Origin of the sequence: Nonomuraea mesophila (genome assembly GCF_004352805.1) — a bacterium.
Taxonomy (GTDB): Bacteria; Actinomycetota; Actinomycetes; order Streptosporangiales; family Streptosporangiaceae; genus Nonomuraea; species Nonomuraea longispora.
In genome coordinates, this window is record NZ_SMLD01000138.1 from 1 (window position 1) to 24908 (window position 24908).

Consider the following 24908-nt stretch of genomic DNA (forward strand, 5'->3'; position numbering starts at 1 on the left):
CGCCGAGACGCCGGTGCGCCTCGTGCAGCGTCACCTCCGCACCCGCCTCCGCGCAGACGACGGCCGCCACCAGCCCGGCCAGCCCGCCGCCGATTACCACGATCTTCTTCGTCACAGGTCCTCCTCTTCCGTGTCACCCCATGAAGAGGGAAGAAGGCGCCGCGGACGTGACATCACCTGCTCGGCGCGCTGTCGCGCCTCCCTTCCTCCGGGGCTGAGGCGATCTCGTGGGGGCCGGGCCGCCACCCCGGGCGCCAGCGGCGAGGCGACGATCGCGGCCAGCGCGGCGGGCAGCAGGCGCACGCCCGTCTCCAGCGGGGAGCAGCCCTGCACGAGCCGGCGCGGAGCAGCCCCGCCTGCTGCGCGGCGGCGTACGAGATCTACGGTGAGTCCAGCGGGCCGCAGGCACGCAGTGCGGCGCTCAGCCCGAGGGGGTTCCCGAAACAGGCTTTTTCGCAAGGGGTCGCGGACCCGCTCACCTCGGCGCGACGGCGGGCGCAAAAGCGCACGGCGGCTTTATCGGACACCTGGCCATTCACGCGCCGCGACCGGCGCATTCAGCAGCGAAACGACGACGCCACCAATGCCCGGCGCGGGCAGTCGTCACCCCGGAAATGCACAAATTCGGCGCTTATCTGGAATTCCCCTGTATGCGTTGTCCCGGCCTAACGTTCTGTGCTGGTCGTTATCCGGCGACCACTTCGACGGGATGGCGGACCACGGCGTCGAAGTGGTAGCCGAAGGGGTGGCGCGGCGTGACCAGCGGCTGGGTGGCGCCGCTCGCGTCGGTGGCGCGCGCCATGAGCACGTGCGGCCCCGTGCGCCGGGGAGCCCACGCGATGTGCCACGGCAGCCAGGCGCTGACCAGGTGCCGGCCGTGGTGCTCGGCCTCGCGCCAGCTCGCCCCGCCGTCGAGGCTGACCTCGACCCGGGCTATCCGCCCCCGCCCCGACCATGAGCGCCCGTGCAGGATGCGCTGCCCGCCGGCGGGGACGCGGGCGTTCCAGGCGAGCTCGAAAGCGCTCTTGGCCGGGTTGGTCGTGACCTCGGGATAGAAGACCGTGTTCCACGGTGTCCGGAGCTCGCTCGTCGCGACCTCGATGTCGCCGAGCCACTTGATGGAGGCCACGCCCACCCATCCCGGCACCACCAGCCGCGCCGGGAAGCCGTGGTCGGCGGGAAGCGGCACGCCGTTCATCTCGTAGGCGACGAGAACGTCGGCCATGGCCTTGCCGATCGGCAGCGGGCGGCGTACGTGCCCGTGGTGCTCGAACGGGGCGTCGAGGCCGGTGGGCAGCACGTCCACCGCCTCGGGACGCACGCCTGCCTCCTTGAGCAGGTCTTTCAGCAGCACGCCCCGCCAGCGCGCCACCCCGACCGCGCCCAGCCCCCACTGGGTGCCCGGAGCGGCGTCGTGCTGCTGCGTGCCGTAGAACCGCCGGCCGTTGCCCGCGCACTCGATCGCCACGTCGAGCGTCCGCGACGGCATGGCCCGCACCTCGTCGTAGCCGAACTCGCGCGGCCATCGCACCCCCGCGCCGTGGACGCGCAGCCGCCAGGTCGTCGCGTCGATCAGCGGTGTGAAGGTGTGGTTGCGCACGAAGAACCGCTCGTTGGGGGTGTGGTAGCCCACCCCGGACATGGCTTGCCACCTCATCTCGGCGCTCTGGCCGTGCACCCGGAACAGGTGGTCGGGCAGCGGCTTCACGATCGTCGCCGTGGCCTGCTTCATGTACGTCACCTCCAGCACTCGCTATTTCCTACCTGTAAACCATTTAATCTCCTCTCGGGCGGTGGCGGGGCTCCTTACCGCAATCCGTGTCCGACCGGTTAGGGAACGTTCCACAGGTATGTCCCAGGCAGCATTCCTGCCCCGGCCTGCAGGGGCGCATGCCTGACGGCGCCACCCTCGGAACGGCCGCCCGCCCCTGGAACGGCCGCCCGGGGACGTCAGCGGCCGAGGAAGGCCAGGAGGCGGTCGAGCGGCCAGGTGTTGATGACGTCGTCGGTGGTCAGCCACGCCCGCTGCGCGATCCCCACCCCGAACCGCTGGTGGGCGAGGTGGGGGATCGCGTGCGAGTCGCTGTCGATCGAGAACTTGACCCCGTGGTGCCTGGCCAGCCGCACCAGGTCGGCCGGCAGGTCGGACCTGTCGGGGTAGGAGTCGATCTCCATGGCGGTGCCCGTGCGGGCGGCCGCGCGGAAGACGGCGTCCCAGTCGGCGTCGACGGGCGGGCGCTTGCCGATCTTCCTGGTCGTGGGGTGGCCGATGATGTCGACGTACGGATTCTCGCAGGCGGCGATGAAGCGGCGCGTCATCTCGTCGCGCGGCATCCCGAAGTGGGAGTGCACCGAGGCGACGCACACGTCGAACTCGCGCAGGACCTCCGCCGGCCAGTCGACCGACCCGTCGGGCGCGATGTTGAGCTCGGTGCCGTGCAGCAGCCGCATGCCGGGATGTCCGCGCTGCAGCTCGGCCAGCTCGGAGCGCTGCTTGAGCGCCTTGTCCAGGGTCATCCGCTGCATCACCAGGTCGGGAGCGTGGTCGGTGACCGCGTAGTAGGAGTAGCCGCGGGCGTGGCCGGCCGCCACCATGACCTCCAGCGAGGCGATGCCGTCGGTCAGGTCGGTGTGGGTGTGCAGGTCGCCCCTGAGGTCGGCGAGCTCCACCAGGGCGGGCAGCTCGCCGCGCAGCGCCGCCTTGACCTCGCCGCCGTCCTCCCGCAGCGGCGGTGGCACGAACTGCATGCCGAGCGCGTCGTAGATGTCCTCCTCGGACGCGGCGGCGATCACCCGGTCGCCCTCGAACAGCCCGTATTCGGACAGCTTCCAGCCCTTCTTCACCGCCATCTCCCTGATGGCGACGTTGTGCTCCTTGGAGCCGGTGAAGTATTGCATCGCCGCGCCCCACGATCCGGCCGGCACCACGCGCAGGTCGACCTGGACCCCGGACGTCGTGCGGACCGAGGTCTTCTTGTCGCCCGCCGCGATCACCTCGGCGACGTAGGGCTGGGCGCGGAAGGCGGCCATGATGGACTCGGGCGCGACGGCGAGGATGTCGATGTCGCCGATCGTGTCCTTCATCCTCCGCAACGAACCCGCGTAGGCGATGCGCTCGGCCTCCAGCGAGGCCATCACCTGCTCGGCCAGCGACATGGCGACGCCGATGTGCACCCGGCGGCCCGACTGCTCCAGCTGCTCGACGCCCTTGAGGAGGTTGGCCAGCGTTTTGGGGCCGAGCCCCTTGACGCCGTCGAGGCGGCCGGCGGTGATCGCCTCGCTCAGCGCCACGGGGGAGTCGATGCCGAAGTCCTCGAACAACATGATGGCCGTCTTCGGCCCCAGCGTCGGCACCCGGGTCAGCCGGCGCACGCCCTCGGGCACCCGGCCGCGCAGCTCGTCGAGCTGCCGGAAGCTCCCGCGCCGCAGGAACTCCTCCATCTTCTTGGCGATCGCCTCGCCCACGCCGGGGACGGCGCGCACGTCGGCGGCCGAGATGTCCTCGGGGAACCCCGCGATCGCCTTGGCCGCCTTCTGGTAGCTCCGCACCCGGAAGGCGTCGCCGCCGCAGAGCGCGAACAGCTCCGCGTATTCCTGCAGCGCCGCCGCTGCTTCCTCATTCGTCCGCATGGGACCACCTTAGGATCCCGGGCCGACAATCCCGCCGGTCAGAAGCGCACCGCACGCGGCCGGTACGGGGCCGCGAGGAAGTCCAGCTCGTCGGCCGACAACGTCACCGACACGGCGGCCAGCGCGTCGTCGACGTGCCGGTCCTTCGTGGCGCCCACGATCGGCGCGGTCACGGCGGGCTGGTGCAGCACCCACGCCAGGGCCACCTGCGCCGGCGGCAGGCCGCGGTCGCGCGCCACCTGCGCCACCCGGTCGATCACGAGCTTGTCGTTCTCCGGGTCGTACAGGTAGTCGATGCGCGCGTCGGACCCCGTCCTGGTGGTCGTGGCGTCGGAGCCCGCCCTGGCGAGCACGCCGCGCGCCAGCGGGCTCCACGGGATGACCCCCACGCCCTGGTCGGCGCAGAGCGGCAACATCTCGCGCTCCTCCTCGCGGTAGAGGAGGTTGTAGTGCGGCTGCATCGAGACGAACTTCGTCCAGCCGTGCACCTCGGCCACGTGCTGCGCCTTGGCGAACTGCCAGGCCCACATGGACGAGGCGCCGATGTAGCGCGCCTTGCCCGCCTTGACCACGTCGTGCAGCGCCTCCATGGTCTCCTCGATGGGCGTCTCGTCGTCCCACCGGTGGATCTGGTAGAGGTCGACGTAGTCGGTGCCGAGGCGGGCGAGCGAGGCGTCGATGGCGGCGTGGATGTGCCTGCGCGACAGGCCGCGGTCGTTGGGGCCCTTGCCCATGGGGAAGAAGACCTTGGTGGCCAGCACGTAGTCCTCGCGCCGCGGGAAGATCGCGCGCAGCGCCTCGCCGGTCACGACCTCGCTCTCGCCCCTGCTGTAGATGTCGGCGGTGTCGAAGAAGTCGACCCCGGCCTCGGCGGCCCTGCGGATCAGCGGTTCGGCCTGCGCCGGTGGCAAGGCCCACTTCTGGCGGGCCGGATCGCCGTAGCTCATCATGCCGAGGCAGATCCGCGACACCTTCAAGCCCGTGTTGCCAAGTCGTGCGTAGTCCATGAGATCACCCTATGACTGCGGTCCGGGGAGCCCGGGGCTCAGGACCCGCCGTGCGGAGCCCGGGGAACGATCATCGTGACGCCCGGCACCGAGCCGATCGAGGCGAGCGCCTTGCCGGTGTCGGCCAGCCCGATCGTACGGGTGATCAGCTGGTCGGGATGGAGGACGCCGGCCCTGATCAGCTCCAGCATCGGCGGGTAGGCGTGCGCGGCCATGCCGTGGCTGCCGAGCAGCCGCAGCTCCTGGCCGATCACGCGGTCCATCGGCACGGGCGTCGGCGCGCCAGGCAGCAGCCCCACCTGTACGTGCCTGCCCCGCCTGCGCAGGCTCTCCACCGAGGCGACGCACGTCTGGGGGCTGCCCAGGGCGTCGACCGACAGGTGGGCGCCGCCCCTCGTCAGCTCCCTGACCTGGGCCGCCGCGTCGCCGGCCGAGCCGTTGACGAAGTGCGTCGCGCCCGCCTGCTCGGCCAGGTGCAGCGCGTCGGTGCTGATGTCCACGGCCACCACGCGCGCCCCGGCCGCCGTCGCGATCATCACAGCCGACAGGCCCACGCCGCCGCATCCGTGCACCGCCACCCACTCGCCGGGACGCACCTCCCCGACCTGCGCCACGGCCCTGAAGGCGGTGGAGAAGCGGCAGCCCAGCCCCGCGGCGGTGACGTACGCCATGTCCTCGGGCACCGCGACGAGGTTGACGTCGGCGTGGTGGACGGCCACGAACTCGGCGTACGAACCCCAATGGGTGAAGCCCGGCTGCGTCTGCCGCTCGCACACCTGCTGGTCGCCGGTGACGCAGGCCGCGCAGGACCCGCACGCGCAGACGAACGGCACGGTCACCCGCGCGCCCGGCCGCCAGCCGCGTACGTCGGAGCCGACCGCCTCCACCACGCCCGCCAGTTCGTGCCCCGGGACGTGGGGGAGGGACGTGATGTCGGGGTCATGGCCCTGCCAGCCGTGCCAGTCGGAGCGGCACAACCCCGTCGCCTCGACCCTGATCACCGCCCCGTGCGGGGCGGGCGACGGGTCGGGCAGCTCGCGGACGTCGAGCTCGCCACCGAAGATGTCAAAGGCAACCGCTCTCATCTCATGAGCTTAGGGTCAACTCCCGCAGCTCGCGCAAGGCCCCGGCGCGACGGCGGGCCGGGTCAGGGCGCGGGGGAGGCGAGCGCCGGGGCGGCCGGGGAGCGGATCGAGATCTCCGTACGGCCCGCGATGCCCGGCGCGGGCGGGCGTACGGGCTCCTACCAGCAGGATGACGGTGTCCTGCCCTGGTGAGGTGTCAACCATGAAGACGAGGACAGTTAGGGGGCATGGGACGAGATCTGGACAAGGAGCGCTTCACCGAAGCGGAGTACGTCAGCTTCGGTGAACGCCTCCAGGAGCAGGTGGGCGTGCTCCGCGAGTTGCTCGCCACCCCCGGCTTCGGGCAGGGCCCCGCCACGATCGGGGCGGAGCTCGAACTGTTCCTCATCGACGGGCAGGGCAGGCCGCTGCCGCGCAACAGCCAGGTGCGGGACGCGCTCGGCGACGAGCGGGTCGTGCTGGAGCTCGGCCGCTTCAACCTCGAGGTGAACCTCACCCCGACACCGCTGGCGGGCACGCCGTTCGAGACGTTGAGCGCCGAGGTCCAGGAGACGATCAGCAAGGTGGACGGCGCCGTCGAGGGCGGCGGCGCCCTGCCCATCGGCATCCTGCCGACGCTCAGCGCCGACGACTTCACGGTGGGCGCGATGAGCGACCAGAACCGCTACCGCGCCATGAGCAGAGGCTTTCGCCGGCTGCGGCTCGAACCGTTCCTCGTCAAGATCGATGACCTGGAGCTGTCGGTGGAGGACGTCATCCTCGAGGCGGCCAACACCTCGTGGCAGGTGCACATCCGCACACCGCCCGAGCGGTTCGCCAGGCTGTTCAACGCGGCCCAGCTCGCCATCGGCCCGGTGCTGGCCGTCTGCGGCAACTCGCCGTTCTTCCTGGGGCGGGAGCTGTGGGAGGAGACCCGCATCGCGCTGATGGAGGAGGCCGCCGACGACCGGGACGTGGCGCGGCTCGGGCGCAGGGACGGGCGGGTCACGTTCGGCTCGGACTGGGTGCACGAGGGCGCGCACGAGCTGTTCGAACGGTACGTACGCGACTACGAGCCGATCGTGCCCGACCTCACCGAGGACCCCCGCCCGCACGAGGTGCCCGAGCTCCGGCTGCACCAGGGCACCATCTGGCAGTGGAACCGGCCCGTCTACGACCCGGCCGACAGCGGCCACCTGCGGATCGAGATGCGTGCCCTGCCCGCTGGCCCCTCGTGCGCGGACATGGCCGCGAACACGGCCTTCCTCCTGGGCCTGACGTTGTCGCAGGCCGAGCGCGACCTGACCGGCTACCGCTTCGCGCAGGCGTACCAGAACTTCTACCGCGCGGCCATGAGCGGCCTGGACGCCAAGTTGTCGTGGCCGGGCGGCGACGCCGAGTTCGAGGCGGGCGAGCTGGTGCTCGCGCTGCTGCCCGAGGCGCGAGAGGGGCTGCTCGGGGCCGGGGTGGCGGCGCACGACGCCGACCGGGCGCTGGGCGTCATCGAGCAGCGGACCCGGCTGCGGCGTACGGGCTCGGTGTGGCAGCGCGAGGCGCTGGCGCGCTTCGGAGGCGACTGGGAGCGGCTCGTGCGCCGCTACCGCGAGCTGGCACTTTCGGGATTGCCCGTGCATTTGTGGGAATAGCGCAACCTACGCCCTCTCTGTTCCGTCAAACACAGTCAAGGGACGGGAAAGTGAGGGAGATATGGCGGCAAAGGGGATGGTTCCTACCGATAAGGCCCCCTATGCCTTGTCGCGAGCGACCGGAGACCTGGCCGAAGGTGCGGCCAAACTGGCGGGAGAGATCGGCGCCGCCTCCGTTCAGGCGGTGCTGACCGAGGCCAACCGGACAGCCGTACGCCGGGGCGCGGCGGGCGCGCTGGGATCGATGCAGCCGAAGCCGGCCGAGTGGTACGCCTTCGACACCGGCGACCAGCGCACCACCGACTGGTATCCGCAGGGCCTGACCGGCGGGGAGGACTCCGGCACCCTCGGGGTGCCGGTGTTCGTCGTCAGCTGGTACTTCCGGCCGGAGGCCGGCGAGCGGGGCATCAGGGTGAGTTTCCTGAGCCCGCAGACGCTGAAGTACCGGCACGCGCTGCTGGTCGCGGCCAGGCCCGACGGCTCGTACGGGCCGATCGACATCCACGCGGGCGGCGTCGCCTGCCACGGCGACCTGCTCTACGTCGCCGACACCGTCAGGGGGCTGCGGGTCTTCGACCTGCGCAACCTCCTCGACCTGAGCACCGCCCAGAACGACCTGGGCGACCCTGAACGGGCGGGGCGGCACGACGGCAAGCTGCACGCCTTCGGCTACCGGTACGTGATCCCGCAGACCGACCAGTGGCAGGTCGCCACGGCCGGGCCGCGCTTCTCGTTCGTGTCCGTCGACCGCAGCGGCTCCACCCCGCTGCTGATCACCGGCGAGTTCCGGGGCGACGACCCCGGCGGCTGGGTCGCGCGCTGGCCCCTGGACCTGGCGGGCGGTGAGCCGCAGGACGCGTTCGTGATGGGGCAGCCCAAGATCCAGGGGGCGCTGTCGTCGGGCGGCACGTGGTACCTCAGCCAGTCGGCCGGCTCCACCACGAACGGCAAGCTGATCGTCCACGCCGGGGACACGTCGCGGACCAGGCCGTTCCCGATCGGGCCCGAGGACCTGGCCGTGCAGGACGGCAAGCTGTGGAGCGTCACCGAATATCCGGGCAAGCGAGTGATCTTCGGGGTCGGCCTCTGAGCGGGATGCGGGCCCGGAGGGCGGAAACAGCCTCACCCCCTGGGCCCGTGTGCTCTCAGGTCACGGTGGCGGGTTGGGCGGACAGGAGGGTCTGGCTCCAGCCTTTGGTGTCGACGGTGGTCTGTTTTCTGAGGTCGTCGTCCCGGCCGTCGTGGGGGTTGGCGTCGTGGTAGCTGTGCATGGAGTTGTCGCGGTGGTGGCCGTAGTAGAGGCCTGCGCCGGGGGACAGGAGGTGGTCGAAGACCTGCCAGGTGGTGTCGCGTAGTTGGTGGCGTTTCCAGTTGCCGGCGCCGTGGATTTGGTAGGAGATGAGTTCGCCTTGGGTGGTGGTGCCGAGGAGCCAGCCGGGTGCGGTGGTGGTGAGGGTTTTGAGGGTGAAGCCTTTTCCGATGACGGTGTTGTCGGTGATGGAGGTTTTGGTGGGTTTGGTGGCGGTGAGGGTGTAGCGGCGCAGGGTTCCGTTGGCGATGCCGTACAGGTGGTTCTTGCCGTCGTAGGCGAGGAGGTCGTGGGTGTAGCCGCTGGCGAGGTAGACGGGTGGGTCGAAGGTGAGGGTGTCGCGGTTGGTGCGGATGTCGACGCGGTAGAGCTTGCCTCCTGGGTCGTTGTCCTTGGTGACGAGGAGGGTGTTGAAGTTGAGTGTGGCCATGGCTTTGGGGGTGAAGCCGAGGGTGGCGGTGGAGTGTACGGCGCCGTGGGTGCGGCGTCCGGTGGCCGCGTCGATGGCGGTGTAGGTCAGCCGTCCTTCCGGCGTGACGCCGTAGACCGATGCGACGCCCTCGGGTGAAGGCTCGGGGCAGTTGTGGCTCTCGACGTTGTTCCACTCCCGGCCGTTGGCCTGGCCGTAGGAAACGCCGTTGATGGTCGGTCTGACCCGTTCGGAGCCCTTGTATCCCCACGAGGCCGACCCATCGCCGTTGGAGTCGTAGCCGAGCTCGAAGTGCAGGTGCGGGTGTCCGTTGGAGGTCGGGCCGGTCTTGCCGACCTTGCCGATCACCGTTCCCCTCTGCACCCTGTCCCCTGTCGAGACGGAACGAGACTGCAGGTGGATGTACGTGGTGAAATAGCCGCCGCCGTGATCGATCTGGACCATGTTGCCCGCGTTGTCGTGGTAGAAGGACCGGTTCACCCTCCCCGCGGCCGGGGCGATCAGGGTGGCACCCTCGGTGCCGCGCTGGTCGGGCTCCTTCACCATGTCGAGTGCGGGGGCGTGCGCCCAGGTGTTCAGCTGCCACTTCTGTCCGCAGGGGAAGGGGAGCTGGAGGTCGGGCGCGGCCATCGCGGGGCTCGCCGCGCCGAAGACGCCGAGAGCGGCGATCAGTGCCGTGGTGACGACCACGCGTAATGAGGATGTCGATAAGGTCATGTGATTCGTCCCGAGGGTTCAAGGGCGGATGGGAACCGCCGTGCGACACTGCCGCAGGATTTTTTGGACGTTAACTGGTGTGATAACTTACGGTGAGAAACCGTTAAGAAAATGTTCACTATCGGTGCGACTCCGCCTCCGTTCGTTATCGAACGAGTTCTGTGCGGAAGCGACCATAAATTTCGGCGGTATATCGGCGGTATGTCGCCCTTTTTCTGCCGTTTCCCAGTGCGCAGGCCCGGGTCTGAGGGCGATCGCGCCGGTGATGGCCGAGCGGGTCAGTCGCTGAAATGCCGGGTCAGCAACTCGCGGTAACGGCGGTCGAAGGCGTCGTAGCGGACCCGCAGTTCCGCGCCCGGCCAGCCGGGTGGCAGGAGCTCGTCCGGCAGCAGCGGGTCGGCCAGCAGGTGGCGCAGCACCGCGGCCGACACGACGAAGCCTTCGGCCAGCCCGCCCCGATGGTCAAGCGCGTGGTCGAGCGCGCGCTCCAGCTGGCGGGCCTCGGCGGCCCAGCCGTCCAGGTCCCACAGCAGGGGCGTGGGGTCGTCGTGCGGGCGGCCGTCGATCAGCGTGCACTGCGCCGTGACGATCTCCGGCCACGGGCCGCGCACCAGGTTGGCCGGCCGTAGCCAGGTGCCCTCGCGCAGCTCGGCCAGGCGCAGCGCGGTCATCGTGTGCCGGAAGGCGGCCCGGTCGGCGGGGGCGCGCCGCTCGGCGGTGACGACGGCCACCTCCCACGTGCCGTCCCACGGCCTGGTGTGCGGGTCGCGGCTCTCGTCCTGCCTGGCCTGGCGCTCGACCAGCCGCTGCGACAGCGTGTAGAAGCCGTCCTCCTGGACCAGGTCGCCGGCCGCGACCATGCGGGACAGCGCCACCCGCACCGTGCCCTCGGCGATGCCGAACAGCGCGCCGATGCGCACCAGGTGGCGGGCCGGCAGGCGGGGCGGGTGGCTGCCCAGCAGCGCGCTCAGCACGGCCGACCTGGCGCTCAGGGTGTTACGCTCTTCCATCGCGTGTCGAGTATATGTAACACTCCGGATATGAGGCGCTATCTCACCGAGCCGTTCGACGGCAGCGACCGCTACGCCACCGAGCGCTACCAGGGCGCCGCCGGGCGCAACTGGTGGGCCTGCGACCCCACGCTCCGCCTGCTCATGCGGCGCCACCTCGGCGACGGCTTCGCCTGGGCGGAGCCGCACCTCGACCGGCTCGGAGCGCTGATGGGCGGGCTCGTCGCCGCATGCGCGGAGGAGACCGACCGCAACCCGCCGCGGCTGGAGAAGTACGACAAGTGGGGCCGGGACGTCAGCCAGGTCGTCATGCCCCCGTCGTTCCTGACTGCCAGGCAGGCGCTCATGGAGGACAACTTCACCGCGCCGTCGTTCGCCGAGGAGGCGCGGGCGCACGGGGCAGACCCGTCCACGCTCGCCGCCGCGTGGACGTACCTGCTCGACCAGGCCGACATCGGGATGGGCTGCGCGCTCGGCACGGGCGGCGACATGGTGGTCTCCCTGGCCGAGAAGTACGCGCCCGAGGACGTACGCGAAAAGGTGCGGGAGATCTTCGCCAACGGGTTCTACTCCGGCGAGGCCGCTCAGATGTTCACCGAACGGACGGGCGGCTCCGACCTGGCCGCCCTCGAAGCCGCCGCCGTCCCCACCGGCGAGGCGTTCAGTCTTTCCGGGCTCAAGTGGTTCGCCTCCAACGCCAACGGCTCCGCGTTCGTCGTGCTCGCCCGGCTGCCCGAGGGCGAGGTGGCACCCTTCCTGGTGTTGTGGGAGCGGCGCGACGGCACCCGCAACGGCGTGCGCATCCGGCGGCTCAAGGACAAGCTCGGCACCAGGTCCGTCGCCTCGGCCGAGGTCGAGTTCGCCGGGGCGGAGGCGTTCCTGCTGGCCGGATCGGAGCCGGGCGCCGGCTCGGGGATCGGCACCATGATGAAGCTCACCAACGCCTCCAGGCTCGGCGTGGCCATGATGGGCCTCGGCGTGGCCAGGCGGGCGCTGGTCGAGTCCATCTGCTACGCCAGGGCACGCGAGGCGTTCGGGCGGCCGCTCATCGAGCAGCCGCTGATGCGCCGCAAGCTGGCCGAGCTGATCGTCGAGGTCGAGGCGGCGCAGGCGATGGTGTTCGACGCACACGTCAGCCCCCGGCTCCGCCTCGCCCCCGCCCTGGTCAAGCTGCGCGCCGCCCGTCTCGGCGTCACCGCCGCCGGCGACGCGATCGAGGTGCACGGCGGCAACGGCTACATCGAGCAGTGGCCGGTGGCCAGGCTGCTGCGCGACGCGCAGGTCAACCCGATCTGGGAGGGCGGCGACAACATCCTCTGCCTCGACGTACGGCGGGCCATGCTCAAGGAGCAGGCGCACCTGCCCTTCCTCGACCGGCTGCGCTCCCTGGCCACCTCCGATCTGGTCGGCGCCCGCGTCGACGACCTGGCCAAGGCCATCGAGACGTGGCACGCGCTGGACCGGGAGGTGGCTGAGGAGCGGCTCTACCCGCTGGCGCAGTTCATGGTCGACGTCTATGCCGCCGCGCTGCTGGAGGACCAGGCCCGCTGGGGGCTCGACGACGGCCGCAAGGCGCTCGTGGCCCGCCTGTACGCCGAGGCCCACCTGATGGACCACGGCCCCCTGCGCGGCCTCGACCGCCCCGCCGGGAACCCGGGCCACTTCGACGATCTCGTCGCGGGAGCCGTCACGCTGTGAGTCCCGCCTGATCGGCCCGGGATTGTCGTGGGGGGTCACGCGCGCAGGACGGTGATGTGGCAGCCGGACGGTGTGGTCGCTTCCTCGAAGTTTCCTCGTTCGTTCCAGGGTGGGGCTTCGGGGCGGCGGTCGAAGATGACCAGCACGCCGGTGGTGAGGGTGAGGCGGTCGAGGTAGCGGTCGAGCTGGGCGAGGCCTTCGGGTTTCGGGTCGTTCTCCCCTGCTCGCCAGACCTTGAGCTCCATGGCCTCGCGCTGCGTCCGCCGTTCGCCGTCCGGGGTGGTGTGGGGCCAGCGTACGAGTACGTCGAGGCGTTTGGTGCCGGCGGCGTATTCGCGGTCGAGGTGGCCGCCGCCGTTGACCAGGCGGTGCAGGAAGGCCATGAGGATGATCTGGCAGGCGGCTTCGTGGTAGCCCTCCTGCTGAATGAGGACCTCGCCGTGCTCGCGCCAGAACACGACGAACTCCTCCAGCAGGCGCGCCAGGTCGAAGCGGCCGTCGGGGAGCACGAAGCTGTGCGGGTCGGCTTTGACGAACCGTTCCGTACGATCGCCGAGGACCCGGAGGAGGACCTCCCGGTAGATGGGGTTGGCGATCACCATGTCCCTGGTCCCCCGGATGAGGCCGAGGTCGTGCACGTAGGAGACGTCATCGTCGAAGGACGTGTCCGTGCCCGGCCACGTTCCCGCGACGATCGGTTCGATCACCCGTTGGACCTGTGGTTCGTGCAGCCGGGCCACCAGGGCGTCCAGGTGGGTGGCACGCTGGCGGATCAGCCGTTCCTTGGCCGCGTCCACCTGTCCGGCGGTGATGGCGCCGGCCACCCCCATTTCAAAGGTGATCTCGTGAGCGAGGGCGTTGACCAGCCAGGGTTGTCCCTGGGTCAGCTCGAAGACCCGGTCGATCGCGTCCTTGGTGAACTCCTGGCCGGTGGCCTGGGTGTGCTGGTCGTAGAGCTCGCCGATCTGGTCGGCGGTGAAGTCGCCCAGCCGCAGTGACTTGGCGACGATGTTGAACGGGCTGGCGGGGTTGGAGCGGCCGGGGTCGCCGCCGGAGGCGATCTTGTAGTCACGCAGGTCACGCAGGCCGCACAACACCACGGACGCGGGGAACGGATGCCTTTCATGCCGGGCGTTGTGGCCGTCGCGGAGTTGGCTGAGGATGCTGATCAGGCTGTTGCCTTGCAGGGCGTCGATCTCGTCGAGGAAGAGCACCACCCGGCGTGGGCTGCGGCGGCACCACTCGCTCAGCGCCGAGCCGAACCGGCTGCCCGGTGTGACCTGCGGCCAGGGATCCGGCGGCAGCAGTTTCTTCGGCCATCCCGTCCGTTCGGCGGCCTCGCGCAGGGCATCCAGCAGCAGCGACTCGGCGGCGGGGTAGTCGTCGCCGGCCGTCTTGGCGCGTTCGCAGGAGAACAGCAGGGCGGCGGTGTCACCTTCGGCGGTCAGTTCGGAGGCCAGGGTGCGCAGGGTGGTGGTCTTGCCGGTCTGACGGGGCGCGTGCAGCACGAAGTAGCGGTCCATGTCGATGAGCACCCGTGCCTGGGGGAGTCGCTGCGTGGGGGGCAGCATGTAGTGGTGCTGTGGGCCGCAGGGGCCGGTGGTGTTGAAGTATTTAGCTCCGGGTGGCCGCATGGACACATAATGTCATCTGGCGCCGTTCCGATGGTGCGGTTGCGCATCGATGCTCCAGGTCAGGGACAGGCGCACCTGCCCTCTGTCATCGGCCCGCTGGAGGCCTAGAGGCATCGTTCATCAGGGCCCGCGCCTGGGGGATCGACATCGGGGGAACGGGCAACTCGTGTGCCGCGGTCGAGCGTAGGCCGTCGAGGGCCAGGCCGAGGTGCCGCCGCCAGGCTCCGGGTACGGTCCCGTACGTGGCCCGCACGGTCGCTGCCACGCCCCAGATCACGAAGCTCATGTCGGCGAGCGTCACGTCACCGCGCAGGGCCCCGGCTTCCTGGGCTCGTTCGATGATGCGCACCATCGGCTCGATTCCCTTTCCGTCGCGTGCGGCGAGGTCGTTGTAGCCGAGGTCGGCCGCCTGCAACTCGCAGACGCCGGTGAGGAACGCGACGAAGCCCTCCCAGGGGTCGTCCATGGTCAGGGCGCGTTCGGCGATCGCGGCGACCGTGGCCGCCCGGTCCTCGAAGACCGCCTCCACCAGGTCCTCCCGGGTGGGGAAGCGGTTGTAGAGCGTTCCGATGCTCACCCCCGCCGTACGGGCGATCTCTTCGAGCGGTACGTCGAGCCCTCGGTCGGCGAACAACCGCCGGGCCGCCTCCAGGAGTCGCTCGCGGTTGTGTACGGCGTCCTTGCGCATGCCCGCCAGCCTAGCTAAGTTGAGGCTCTATTCAACTTGAGGAGAGTCTCAACTTATGGCCCGAACCATCCTGATCACCGGTGGAACTCACGGCATCGGCCGGGCCCTCGCCCGCCACTACGACGAGCGGGGCGACCGGGTGATCGCGGTGGGCAGCCGCGACGCCGACCTGAGCTCGCTCGCGCAGACTCGTGACCTGGCCGACCGGGTGAGCGCGGAACACCCGGTGATCGACGCTCTGGTGCTCGGCGCATTTAGATACCAGCCGAGGAGGATCGAGACCGAGGAGGGTTTCGAGGCGACCTTCGCCCTCTACGTGCTCAGCCGCTGGCTTCTGGCCGTGTCCCTGCGCACCTCGCTCGATCGGGCCGGCCGGCCGGTGATCGTCAACCTGTGCGGGACCGGCCCCGGCCGCATCCATTGGGACGATCTCCAGCTGACCACCAGATATCGCCCTTTGACCGCCATCATGCAGGGTGCCCGAGCCGGCGCGCTTCTCGGCGCCGCCTACGCCTCCGAGCGGACACGGTACGTGCTCTACAACCCGGTCTTCGTGGCGACCGGCCTGCACCGGCCCTTCCGGCAGCCGGTACGGGGCATCGTCCGCGCGGCGTCGGCGCTGTTCGCCCAGCCCGCGGCCGAGGCCGTGCCCCCGATCGCCGCGCTCATCGACGATCCCCCCGCCGAGCGGCTCACCGCGTACAAGAAGGGCAAGCCCATCAAGGTGGATGCGGATCCGGGTGAAGCCCAGCGGTTGGAGGAACTCGTTCGATCGATGGCGGGTCACCCGGGCCACGCGGGGCGCGCCGGGTAACGGTGAAACCTCCGGCGCGCGCCTATGGACGAGCGCGGCCGACCGGCGCATCCCTTGAGCGGGGGCCCGGCCTGTACGGCGCCTCAGTTCAGCGGGACCGCCGGCCCTTCTTGCCGCCCTTGCCGTTCACACCACGACCGGACTGCGCCGACCTGCGGCCGGAACCCCCTTGGGCCTTGCGAGCCTGCCGCTGCGACGACGACTGCTGGGCCGACTTCTGCGTCGGCTTCTGTGTCGGCTTCTGCGTCGGCTTCTGCGCCGACTTCTGCGCCGACTTCTGGGCGGGCTTCTCCGGCGGCGTCGCGGTGGCGCGGCCGCGCGAGCTGTTCGCCGTGCGGCCGCGTACGATGCCGATGAAGTCCTCCACCCGATCGGTCGTGCGGTCCGTGGGCCAGGCCAGCGCCACCTGCGACTGCGGCGCGTCCGTCACCGGCCGGTAGGTGAGGTCTTTACGGTGGTGCAGGCGTGCCAGCGACTGGGGGACCAGGACGAGTCCCGTCCCGGCGGCGACGAGCCGGATCGCGTCCGCCGTCGTGGGCGGGCGCTCGAAGGCGGGCCGTCCGGGACGGGCCGCCGCCCAGTCGAGGACGTCGTCCAGCGGACGGAACACCTCGTCGTCCGCCAGATCGGCGACGGTCACCTCGTCGGCCGCGGTCACCGCGTGGTCCTTCGGCACCACGACCACCGTGGTCTCCACGTAGAGCGGGATCACGCTGAGCCCGTCCCGCTCGATCGGCAACCGGACGAACCCGGCGTCGGCACCTCCGCCGCGCAGCAGCTCCACCACGTCGGCGGCGGGAACCGAGACCAGGCCGAGCGGCACGCCGGGCACCCTCTCGGCCCAGATGCCGGCCCACTTCGCGGGCGTCACCCCCGGCGCGTACGCCAGCCGGAAAACGTCGCCGGTCTCCTCGTCAGTCACTCCGTCAGAGTAGCGACGTCAGGAAGACCACCGTTTACTGACTACCCTGGACTCCATGACGTCGCCCAAACCCAAGTCGACCCAGACCATGAAGCCCGCGACCGCGGCCAAGAAACTGGGCATCCTCCTCTCGGCCACACCCGCCGAGTTCCAGGAAGGCGTCGTCTCCAGGAGCGAGCTGAACGCGATGCAGGCGGCCCCGCCCGCCTGGCTCGCCGATCTGCGCCGCAACGGCCCGCACCCCAAGCAGGTCGTCGCCGCGAAGCTCGGGGTCTCCATCTCCGGCCTCGCCAGAGCAGGGATCACCGAGCCGCTCACCACCGCCGAGATCGACGCGATCAAGGCGGAGAATCCCGCGTGGCTGGAGCACGAGCGTTCCGTCCAGGCCGAGGTGCGCAAAGAGGCGCAGCGCCTCAAGCAGAGCTAGACCGCCTGCGCGCCGCTCGCGCCGATGGCCATGTCGCCGTCAACATGGCCTGCCGCATGGTCCAAGGTGTGCGCGATCCACTCGGGTAAGGACACGGATGCGACCTGCGCGGCCGCCCTCCACCTTCGCTCCCGCTCGAAGGAGATGTGGACGGTGACGGCCACTTTGATGGGTTCGGAATCGGCAGTGCGAGCTCGGCTTGCCTGGATCTCCTTGCGCAGTCTGCTCTGCGGCCAGCCTTCCTCCTCCGCCCGCGCCAGCCATCGCTCCTGCTCGTCCCCGGAAAGGGCGGCGACCTGAGCGTGGTGTTGCAGGCTCAGCGCGTCCCGTCGACGGGACATCGGAACATTCCGGGCAACCCATGCATAGTTGCGCAGCGTCTTGTAGGCCAGATGGGTCTGGGATATGGCCAGCCGATACCGGTCGGGAAAACTCGTCTCACCGTAGACCAGCCAATCTCCCAGCCACCACGCGGAGGAGTCGCCGATCACTCTCAACTGGTCACCGATTTTTTCCCACGTGTCGAACGGCAGGCCCGCGGGGATTGACAGGCCGATTCTTCCGGCCCGGACGGAAGGCTCAAGACCAAGCCTGTTGGCCATCGATTCCCTTCTCGCTCGACCGCGATCGCGCGAGGGAAGTGCGTCCGTGTTGAGCATTGTTCTCCAGCCGCAAGGTCATGAAGCGAGAACGAGAACGCCCTGGTCAGTCGGGACAGGCGCGAAACGAGCCTAGAGAAGCCCGGTATGTTTGCGGTATATCGGCTCGTGTGCCTGGTCAAGAAGCTGTGGCAGCAGATGCCGTCTCGGTGCCGCACCATTGTGACGTCGCGTCCCTGTGCCGGGTCCTTCCGCGACTCGGAGGCACTCGTGGTTCACGCGCTGTTATTTCGGGAGGCCGCGTTCGGTTCGCGGAGAACTCCGCCGCACGCTATCACGTCCTTATCCGTGAACTCGCCGACGTCGGCTTCTTCGCCATTACCGCATCGGCGTGATCCGCTGTGTGAACGTTCGAGCTTGCCTGGCATTCGAGCATCGTGTGATACTCCGCCGTGCTGAACGGGCGGTGGTCGGCTTCGCCTTTCGGCGCTTTCGTTGTGCGAAATTCCCGAGCGGTGACGGAGGCCGCGGTGCGGCGTAATGTGCGTGCGTGGACGCCGGTCTTGAATGGACCAGGACGTCCTGGTGTGGTTCGTCGTCAGGCGATGATCGCGGTATTGGTGGTCCTGGCTCTGCTCGGCAACCTGCTGCGGGCGATGCCGGCATATGCCGAGGGGCCGGTGGCCTCTGAACGCTCCCACGCGGTGGCGGCCTGGCAAGAGGGCGGGCCGCAGGTCCGGGCGGCGGCCGAGGCGGCGCTGCTCGGTTCGGACGAGCAGGTCGGCCAGTTCCTGGCCGAAGGATGGGGCAAGGCCCTGCGTCTCGACGAGCGGGACAGGCTCGCGAGCATCATCAGCAACGGCGGTCCCGCTCTGCGGGCGAAGGCTCAGGCCGCCCTGGACGCCGACGCGGCAGGTGATGAGAGCGCGATCAGCACGTTCCTGGCGAGCGGATGGCAGGGCCCGGCCGACATCGACGCGCGGGTGTCGGTGAACCAGTTGATGAGCGCGGGCGGGCCCGAGGTCAAGAAGGCGGCGCAGACCGTACTGGACTCCGGAGACGCGCAGGCGATGCGGGAGTTCCTGGAGAACGGCTGGCAGACGCAGTGGAACACCGACCAGCGATTACGGGTCAACCAGGCCGTCAAGACCGGTGGCCCGCACGTCCGCGCCGCCGCTCAGAAGGCGCTGGACGCGGATACGCCGGAAGCGCTGGAGGCTTTCCTCGTCTACGGCTGGGCGGTGGCGTCGGCGCGTGACGAGGAGACCGCGACGCTGGAAGACCTCCTCGAACAGGCGAAGGCGGCCGGCGAGGTGGCGGCGCAGGAGACCGCCGGCGCCACCAGCGAGGCTGACCGCGCCAGGGACGCCGCAGCCGCGGCGCGCCGGTCCGCGGCGGAGGCCGCCGCCGCGACCGCGGCCGCGCGCGACAACATGGCCGAAGCGAAGACGCAGGCCAAGCGGGCGGCGGCCGCGGCACAGAAAGCCGCCGCGGCGGCACAGGTGGCCGTTCAGGCCGCGGCGGCGGCGAACCGGGCGGCGCGTGCCGCCGCCAACGCGGCGGCACGCGCCGCGCAGATGGCGTCGAGGGCCAATGAGAAAGCCGCCGCGGCGTATCGGGCCGCTGCCGAGGCGTCCGTGGATGCCAACAGGGCGGACGTCGCACGGCAGGCGGCGCAGCAAGCCAACGCGATCGCCCAGGCGACGAGAGACTTCGCCTCCCGGGCGGAAGCGGCGGGCAGGGCGATCCAGAACGGCCAGAAGGCCATCGACTCCGCCAATGCCGCGGCCCAGCACGCTCTTGAGGCAGCGATCGCCAATGACGAGGCGGTCCGGCATGCCAACGCGGCCGGCGCCGCGGCCCAGGAGGCGGTTGCCGCGGCGGCCAAGGCGCGGGCCAACGCCGAGCGGGCGGTCCGGGCGGCACGGGCGGCCGAGAAATACCTCGCGGTGGCCGTTCAGGCCGCATTCAAGGCGCGGGACGCCGCCAACCGGGCAGCAGCCAACGCCGAGGCCGCGGCAGCCGCGGCCTTCGAAGCCGCGGAGCACGCCGGTGAGGCCGCGGACGCGGCGAATCGGGCCACCGAGCATGCCAACGCCGCCATCGCAGCCGCGCAGGAGGCAGTTGCCACCGCGAATCAGGCGGCCGAGGTGTACGAGGCGGCGCGCACCGCCGACGAAGAGCGCCTGGCGGTGGCCCGGGACGAGGGGTTGGAGACCGCCCGCGCCGCGGCCGCCGAGTACGAGGCGCAGCAACAAATCGCGGACTGGGACGTCGACCAAGCCGCCAAACGCGATGCCGAGACCAACAGGCTCATCGCCGTGGCGCTGGACCCGGGCACCGAGCGTGCCGCCGCGGTGACGGCGGCCCGCAAGGTGGCGCTCAACCTGGCCGGCGGCCAGGGCGCCTGGACCAAGCAGGCGGCGCTGACCGCGCTGGGCGGCTCCGACGATTTCGCGCTGCGGTTCGTACGCACCGGCATCGCCGACGCCGCGGCCCAGGACAACCGCGTCGCGGTCACGAAGCTGGCGGTGAGCGAGAACCCCGCGCTCGCGGCAGCGGCCGACAAGGCACTGGACGGCGACGACCAGGCGGTCGCGACTTTCTTGCGTACGCAGGACTATCCCGGCCGTTACGCCGCAGAGCGGCTGAAGGTCAACCAGATCCTGTCCGCGGCCGAAGCGGACGGTGACGTCGTGCTGGCGGAGCGGGCACAGCAGGCCCTCGACACCGACACGCCCCGGGCACTGCGGGACTTCCTCGACACCGGCCGGCACACCGCGGCTGCCATCGGCGACCGGGTGCGGGTCAACCAGATCCTGGCCAGCCCGGACAGCGGGCCGGAGGTGAAGGCGGCTGCGCAGATCGCCTTGGAGGGACCGCCTCCAAGCCTGCGGAAGTTCCTCTCCACCGGCCACTACACCGCGGCCGAGCGGGACCACGAGAGCGCGATCCACCTCGCTGTGGTCGGCGGCCTGCTCAAGAGAGTCAGCGAGGTCGCCGAGACGGCCGTGGAGAATGCGCTGGAAGCGCAGAGCGTGGCCGCCCGCGCCCGCGACGACGCCACGCAGGCGGCGTCCTACGCGAAGCAGGCGCTGGAAGCGGCGAAGCGCGCCGCCGGGTATGCCAACCAGGCCAACAACTACGCCGGCCAAGCCGTGGCCTCGGTGGAGAAGGCCGCGGCCTCGGTCAAGACCGCCCGCAAGGCGGCCACCCGCGCCACAGCCTCGGCGCGCAGCGCCATCCGATCGGCCAGTTGGGCGATCGCCTCTCACCAGAATGCCGTCGCCGCCGCCAATAAGGCCAACCGTGCCGCACGCGCCGCCTACCAGTCAGCCGTCGACGCAGGTGAGGATGCGGAGGCCGCCGCCGCAGCGGCGAACGAGGCTTACGAGGCCTATGAGTTCGCCTTCGCCACGGAAATGATGAAGTGCGTCAACGACTACACCGACGAAGACGCCCCCGATTGGGACCTCGTACTCGACAATCCCGAGTGGGCCCAAAACTGCGCGGAAATGTACGTGAACCCGGAGGAGCTGCCCACGCGGGCATACATCAACTCCGGCTTCTGTGACCTGTATCCGCAGGACAGCAGGCTCTACCAGAACTGCATCAACTCCACCTTGGACCCTTCGTTCGAAGGGATGCAGAGCCTCGTCTTCGTCTACGAGATGGTCGTCGGGGCACTGGCCCCCGGTCTCGCGTGGTACGGAACGACCGTCTTCGCCGGCTGTGCTGTGACGGGGATCTGCGGCGGCGCACTCACCCTCGGCGAGGTGGGCCTCGAGGTCTATCGCCTGATCAGTGGTGATCAATCGCTGGCCAAGACGCTGCTCAACCTGGGCACTATTGCGCTCGAATCGCTGGTGATAGCCGGGATCGGCAAGCTGCTCAGCGCCGGCTTCCGGCTCATCAAGAACGCCTACACGGCCTCCAGAACAGGTTCGAACGCGGCCTCTGACATTCAAAAAGCCCTGCGTCTGCAGAAGCAACGTGTAGTCCTCGCGGATATTCGGGCGATGTTCGCCGGCGACTACTCCAGCGCCAGGAGCACCGCCTTCTTCTGGTCCGGCCGCACCAAGGGGGAATCCGGCGAGTGGGTGAGCGCCGGGAAGGTCGCCCAGGACCTCGCACCGAGAATGGGCGGCACCACGCTTGAAGGCCTCATGACGCGCCGTGGAATTCCGCAGGCGGAATGGGAGAAGAAGGAAGGCGTGATGCGCGAAGCGGTCGACGACGCGTGGGACCAGGTCTCCATTGCCTATGCCCGGCGCGCCTCCGGCGAGGTCAGGGTGGTTCTCGGTAGAGACGTGCGCGAGAAGAGCGTCTGGCTGAGACACGAATGCAAAGAGCTCCTGAAAAACTCCAACGTCACCAAGATCATCGTAATCGACGTGATCAGGATGGTGGAGGAGCGGGTGATCCGCAAGGAGTCCGAGTGCGCTCCGATCGCCAGTCCGGCAAGAGAGCGCGTCGGTGTTCTGGTCGGATGAACCAAGAGCGACCCGTTCAGGCGGCACTCCGCAGCCTGAACGAGGTTACGAGCGATCCGGCTCACGTTCGTGAGCCGCGGGATTCGGCGGCGCCCGCCACACACGTTCTCAACGTGATTCGCGGACGGTGGACGCGGTCCGCGACAGGAAACACCGGAGGTTTGTGATGACGAACTCGCCACCACGCTGGGCGACGCTGGGCGTCGCCACAGTGATGGCAGCGTCCTTATCAGTAGCTGTCGGACCCGCGCCGGCCGGCGCATCCGCGATCTCGCGCCCGTCGCTGGTGGGCAACGGCGTTCCCCCTTACCCCGGGGCGGCGGAGATCCTGGAGGCTCAGAACGTCAGGCTGATCTCCGGGGACGGGCACATCCTCCTGGCAGACTGCGCCACGCCGGCGGAGGGCGACACCGGCCTGCTGAAGCTCTGGACCACTGACGAAGCCATCGGCGCGGACGGGATCGGCCGGGTCTGCTTCAAGGTGACCTCCTCCTCCGGCGTGCTGAACCTCGAAGTCCCCGGCGTGTACGAGATCCGCGGCGACGGCCAGCGTGAAGGCACCGGTCACGAGGTGACCGCGGAACTGCGTACCGACGACGGCGAGGAGCTCACCGTCGAGGTGGATCCGGACGGCAGCACGCAGGTAGGCCTGGGAGCGGATCCGGAGGCGTCGCCGACCATGCTGCTGCAACTGCGTACCGGCACCGGACCCGCGCCGGTCAGCGGTGCGGAGCCGGCGGTCGGCAAGCTCGCCGCCGGCGGCCGGGAGTGCACCGCGACGCTGGTCGCGCCGAGCTGGGCGCTCAGCGCCGCGAGCTGTCTGGCCGCCGATCCGAACCAGCCCGAACTGGCGGAGGGCCCGCCGGGCAGCGAGACCCATGTCGTGTTCCCCGGACAGGACGCCACCAAGGTCGGCTGGCTGAGCCCTCGTCCCGGCCGTGACGTGGTCCTCGCCTGGCTGGCGGCCCCGATCGAGGGGATCACCCCGATCCAGCCGGCCACCGAAGCTCCCACCGGTGTCGAGATGTCCGCCGTCGGCTACAGCCGTGCCGCCATGACGGACAGCGACTGGACCACCGACCTGCAGGGCAGCGCGCAGATCACCTTCACCGACGCCACCGCCACCGCACTGACCGCCGAAGCCGGCCCGCTCGTGTGCAGCGGGATGGCCGGCGCGCCCGTCCTCGACGGCGGCAAGCTCGCCGCAGTGCTCAGTCAGGCGGGCCAGGCCGGATGCCCCGGCGCCGACGGGAGCGACAGCGCCCTCACCGCCGCCCGCACCGACGATCTCGCGACCTGGGTCGACGCCATCACCGCCGGCACGGCGGATCACACCTGGGCCCTGGCCGACCTCCCCTCCGACGCTACTTCCGGCACCGCCGTCAGCGTCAGTGCCGACAGCGCCTTCACCGGCACCGGCCTCCCGTTGACCGCCACCAGCGGTGTGACCTGGAAGACCGGTGACTCCTTCAGCCCGGCCGTCGAACTGGACGGCACCACCGGGTCGCTGTCCGCGAGTGGCCCCGCCGTCGTCACCGACGCCGACTTCAGTCTCAGCGCCCGGGCCAAACCCACCACCGCCGGTGGCACCGTACTGTCCCAGGACGGATCCAGAACCGCCGGCTTCAGACTCTGGGTCGAGAACGGAGCCTGGCGCTTCGCCATGAGCCGATCGGACGTGGCCAGTCCCGTCTGGGACACGGTCAGCGCACCCGCGGGCACCGCTCCGGCAGGCGTCTGGTCGCAGGCCACCGTGACCTACAACGCCGCCACCGGCGTCGTGATCCTCTGGGTCAACGGAGAGAACGTGGCCAGCATCCACCACACCACCAAGTGGAAGGCCACCGGCGCGTTGCGCGTTGGCGCGCACAAGACCGGCGCCACGAGCCTCGGCGGCCACTTCGACGGCGTCCTGTCCACTCTCCATGCCTGGAACCGGGTCTCGCGTACGCCCGCGAAGAACGACCACGACTTCGACGGCGACGGCCGTAACGATGTCATCATCACCGACAGAGACGGTGCCCTGTGGATGTACCCGAACCACGGCGGATCGAACACGGTCAGCGTCGCCCATCGTAAGAAGATCGGCAGCGGATGGGGTACCGCGAAATGGGCCGTCACCGACTGGGACTCCGACGGCCTGGCCGACCTCGTCATGTTCCGCCCCGACGGCATCCTGTGGATGTATCACAATGAGGGCGCGCGCCTGTTGAGCGCAGCCAGGGAGAAGATCGGCACCGGCTGGAGGAAGTACGTCCTCGCCGCCGGCAACGCCAACAGCAACCCGCATCCCGACCTGTTCAGCATCAAGAACGCCACCGGCGAGCTGTGGTACTACCCCGACGGGGGCCCCAGGGTCCGGATCGGCTCGCGCGGCTGGACCGATTACCGCATCTTCCCCGCCGACTTCAACAACGACGACCGGCCCGATGTCATGGCCATCGACAGATCAGGCGAGCTCTGGTTCTACGCGAACAAGAGCCAGACCGCTGTCACCCTCGCCGAGCGCACCCAATCCGGCACCGGCTGGAGCAAGTACAAGGTCACCGCCATGGACCTGAGCGGCGACGGGGAGGCCGACCTGGTCGGCATCGACACCAAGGGCAACCTCTGGGTCTATCCCGGCAAGGGCAACGGCCGCTTGGGCAGCCGCTACCAGGTCGGCACCGGCTGGACCGTCATCGCCATCGGCTGAGGGGGCCACAGGGGCCGGTGGTGCTGCAGCATCTCGCTCAGAGTTATCGCATGGTTGCGGTGCGCCAGCTCGCGCCGTCTCGCCGACGGGGTTCGGATCAGACGCCCGCGGCTTCACCGTCCCTC

20 protein-coding genes are annotated in these 24908 nt (G+C 70.0%); 8 read left to right on the plus strand and 12 right to left on the minus strand.

Features of this window, described 5'->3' with window-relative positions; translation table 11 throughout:
- The 6 genes from E1295_RS35815 to E1295_RS35840 all read right to left on the minus strand — a co-directional run.
- On the minus strand, positions 1–115 hold a 115-nt coding region (locus E1295_RS35815; RefSeq protein ID WP_132637639.1), incomplete at its 3' end, for an NAD(P)-binding protein.
- Complete coding sequence (locus E1295_RS49220; protein ID WP_166427574.1) at positions 112–303, minus strand: hypothetical protein; 192 nt, start codon at positions 301–303, stop codon at positions 112–114. The genes E1295_RS49220 and E1295_RS35815, both read right to left, overlap by 4 nt.
- Before the next feature lie 382 nt (positions 304–685).
- Positions 686–1732: a sulfite oxidase gene (locus tag E1295_RS35825; protein WP_132637643.1), complete on the minus strand. Its 1047-nt coding sequence runs from the start codon at positions 1730–1732 to the stop codon at positions 686–688.
- A 218-nt stretch (positions 1733–1950) separates the two neighbouring features.
- Entirely contained in the window at positions 1951–3630 is a 1680-nt protein-coding gene (gene polX, locus E1295_RS35830) for a DNA polymerase/3'-5' exonuclease PolX (protein ID WP_132637645.1), read from the minus strand.
- Positions 3631–3668: 38 nt separating this feature from the next.
- Positions 3669–4637, minus strand: a complete 969-nt coding sequence (locus E1295_RS35835) for an aldo/keto reductase (protein ID WP_132637647.1) — start codon at positions 4635–4637, stop codon at positions 3669–3671.
- A gap of 38 nt (positions 4638–4675) precedes the next feature.
- The gene (locus tag E1295_RS35840; protein WP_132637649.1) at positions 4676–5722 is read right to left on the minus strand and encodes a zinc-dependent alcohol dehydrogenase family protein; all 1047 of its coding nucleotides are present in this window, start codon (positions 5720–5722) and stop codon (positions 4676–4678) included.
- 3 nt (positions 5723–5725) lie between these two features.
- Between E1295_RS35840 and E1295_RS35845 the strand changes: the two genes are divergently transcribed.
- The 3 genes from E1295_RS35845 (at position 5726) to E1295_RS35855 (ending at position 8437) form a co-directional block, all read left to right on the plus strand.
- Positions 5726–5914, plus strand: coding sequence for a hypothetical protein (locus E1295_RS35845; RefSeq protein ID WP_132637651.1), 189 nt, complete (start codon positions 5726–5728; stop codon positions 5912–5914).
- A 35-nt stretch (positions 5915–5949) separates the two neighbouring features.
- Positions 5950–7347 carry a glutamate-cysteine ligase family protein gene (locus E1295_RS35850; protein WP_132637653.1) on the plus strand — a complete coding sequence of 466 codons (1398 nt, stop codon included), beginning with the start codon at positions 5950–5952 and terminating at the stop codon, positions 7345–7347.
- 106 nt (positions 7348–7453) lie between these two features.
- Positions 7454–8437 carry a hypothetical protein gene (locus tag E1295_RS35855; protein ID WP_132637655.1) on the plus strand — a complete coding sequence of 328 codons (984 nt, stop codon included), beginning with the start codon at positions 7454–7456 and terminating at the stop codon, positions 8435–8437.
- A gap of 55 nt (positions 8438–8492) precedes the next feature.
- Here the strand turns inward: E1295_RS35855 and E1295_RS35860 are convergent, their stop codons facing one another.
- Together E1295_RS35860 and E1295_RS35865 are read right to left on the minus strand one after the other, a co-directional pair.
- Positions 8493–9776 carry a M23 family metallopeptidase gene (locus tag E1295_RS35860; protein WP_132637657.1) on the minus strand — a complete coding sequence of 428 codons (1284 nt, stop codon included), beginning with the start codon at positions 9774–9776 and terminating at the stop codon, positions 8493–8495.
- Between the two features lie 305 nt (positions 9777–10081).
- Positions 10082–10813, minus strand: a complete 732-nt coding sequence (locus tag E1295_RS35865) for a PaaX family transcriptional regulator C-terminal domain-containing protein (protein ID WP_132637659.1) — start codon at positions 10811–10813, stop codon at positions 10082–10084.
- 30 nt (positions 10814–10843) lie between these two features.
- Between E1295_RS35865 and E1295_RS35870 the strand changes: the two genes are divergently transcribed.
- Positions 10844–12511 (plus strand): acyl-CoA dehydrogenase family protein, encoded by a 1668-nt coding sequence (locus tag E1295_RS35870; protein WP_132637661.1) that lies wholly within the window; start codon positions 10844–10846, stop codon positions 12509–12511.
- A gap of 35 nt (positions 12512–12546) precedes the next feature.
- Here E1295_RS35870 and E1295_RS35875 read toward each other — a convergent pair whose 3' ends face one another.
- On the minus strand, positions 12547–14145 hold the full coding sequence (locus tag E1295_RS35875; RefSeq protein ID WP_220449063.1) for an ATP-binding protein: 1599 nt from the start codon (positions 14143–14145) through the stop codon (positions 12547–12549).
- An 85-nt stretch (positions 14146–14230) separates the two neighbouring features.
- Positions 14231–14833 carry a TetR/AcrR family transcriptional regulator gene (locus E1295_RS35880; RefSeq protein WP_132637663.1) on the minus strand — a complete coding sequence of 201 codons (603 nt, stop codon included), beginning with the start codon at positions 14831–14833 and terminating at the stop codon, positions 14231–14233.
- Positions 14834–14888: 55 nt separating this feature from the next.
- Between E1295_RS35880 and E1295_RS35885 the strand changes: the two genes are divergently transcribed.
- The gene (locus E1295_RS35885; protein ID WP_132637665.1) at positions 14889–15647 is read left to right on the plus strand and encodes an SDR family NAD(P)-dependent oxidoreductase; all 759 of its coding nucleotides are present in this window, start codon (positions 14889–14891) and stop codon (positions 15645–15647) included.
- 88 nt (positions 15648–15735) lie between these two features.
- On the opposite strand, the gene E1295_RS35890 is transcribed toward E1295_RS35885, so the two are convergent.
- Positions 15736–16569 carry a LysR family substrate-binding domain-containing protein gene (locus tag E1295_RS35890; RefSeq protein ID WP_132637667.1) on the minus strand — a complete coding sequence of 278 codons (834 nt, stop codon included), beginning with the start codon at positions 16567–16569 and terminating at the stop codon, positions 15736–15738.
- 55 nt (positions 16570–16624) lie between these two features.
- On the opposite strand from E1295_RS35890, the gene E1295_RS35895 reads away from it, so the two are divergent.
- Entirely contained in the window at positions 16625–16996 is a 372-nt protein-coding gene (locus tag E1295_RS35895) for a DUF5997 family protein (protein ID WP_132637669.1), read from the plus strand.
- Here E1295_RS35895 and E1295_RS35900 read toward each other — a convergent pair.
- On the minus strand, positions 16993–17598 hold the full coding sequence (locus E1295_RS35900; RefSeq protein WP_132637671.1) for an LmbU family transcriptional regulator: 606 nt from the start codon (positions 17596–17598) through the stop codon (positions 16993–16995). The genes E1295_RS35895 and E1295_RS35900 overlap by 4 nt on opposite strands.
- Positions 17599–18200: 602 nt before the next feature.
- Here E1295_RS35900 and E1295_RS35905 point away from each other — a divergent pair.
- On the plus strand, positions 18201–22088 hold the full coding sequence (locus tag E1295_RS35905) for an ALF repeat-containing protein (RefSeq protein ID WP_132637673.1): 3888 nt from the start codon (positions 18201–18203) through the stop codon (positions 22086–22088).
- Positions 22089–22254: 166 nt separating this feature from the next.
- On the plus strand, positions 22255–24783 hold the full coding sequence (locus E1295_RS35910; RefSeq protein ID WP_132637675.1) for an FG-GAP-like repeat-containing protein: 2529 nt from the start codon (positions 22255–22257) through the stop codon (positions 24781–24783).
- Positions 24784–24908: the final 125 nt, after the last annotated feature.

Excerpts from the sequence above, each read along its gene's own strand:
- E1295_RS35825 (WP_132637643.1), bottom strand. The coding sequence starts at position 1,732 with ATGAAGCAGGCCACGGCGACGATCGTGAAGCCGCTGCCCGACCACCTG.
- polX (WP_132637645.1), bottom strand. The coding sequence starts at position 3,630 with ATGCGGACGAATGAGGAAGCAGCGGCGGCGCTGCAGGAATACGCGGAG.
- E1295_RS35835 (WP_132637647.1), bottom strand. The coding sequence starts at position 4,637 with ATGGACTACGCACGACTTGGCAACACGGGCTTGAAGGTGTCGCGGATC.
- E1295_RS35840 (WP_132637649.1), bottom strand. The coding sequence starts at position 5,722 with ATGAGAGCGGTTGCCTTTGACATCTTCGGTGGCGAGCTCGACGTCCGC.
- E1295_RS35845 (WP_132637651.1), top strand. The coding sequence starts at position 5,726 with ATGAGCTTAGGGTCAACTCCCGCAGCTCGCGCAAGGCCCCGGCGCGAC.
- E1295_RS35850 (WP_132637653.1), top strand. The coding sequence starts at position 5,950 with ATGGGACGAGATCTGGACAAGGAGCGCTTCACCGAAGCGGAGTACGTC.
- E1295_RS35865 (WP_132637659.1), bottom strand. The coding sequence starts at position 10,813 with ATGGAAGAGCGTAACACCCTGAGCGCCAGGTCGGCCGTGCTGAGCGCG.
- E1295_RS35870 (WP_132637661.1), top strand. The coding sequence starts at position 10,844 with ATGAGGCGCTATCTCACCGAGCCGTTCGACGGCAGCGACCGCTACGCC.
- E1295_RS35875 (WP_220449063.1), bottom strand. The coding sequence starts at position 14,145 with ATGCGGCCACCCGGAGCTAAATACTTCAACACCACCGGCCCCTGCGGC.
- E1295_RS35880 (WP_132637663.1), bottom strand. The coding sequence starts at position 14,833 with ATGCGCAAGGACGCCGTACACAACCGCGAGCGACTCCTGGAGGCGGCC.
- E1295_RS35885 (WP_132637665.1), top strand. The coding sequence starts at position 14,889 with ATGGCCCGAACCATCCTGATCACCGGTGGAACTCACGGCATCGGCCGG.
- E1295_RS35895 (WP_132637669.1), top strand. The coding sequence starts at position 16,625 with ATGACGTCGCCCAAACCCAAGTCGACCCAGACCATGAAGCCCGCGACC.
- E1295_RS35900 (WP_132637671.1), bottom strand. The coding sequence starts at position 17,598 with ATGGCCAACAGGCTTGGTCTTGAGCCTTCCGTCCGGGCCGGAAGAATC.
- E1295_RS35905 (WP_132637673.1), top strand. The coding sequence starts at position 18,201 with ATGATCGCGGTATTGGTGGTCCTGGCTCTGCTCGGCAACCTGCTGCGG.
- E1295_RS35910 (WP_132637675.1), top strand. The coding sequence starts at position 22,255 with ATGACGAACTCGCCACCACGCTGGGCGACGCTGGGCGTCGCCACAGTG.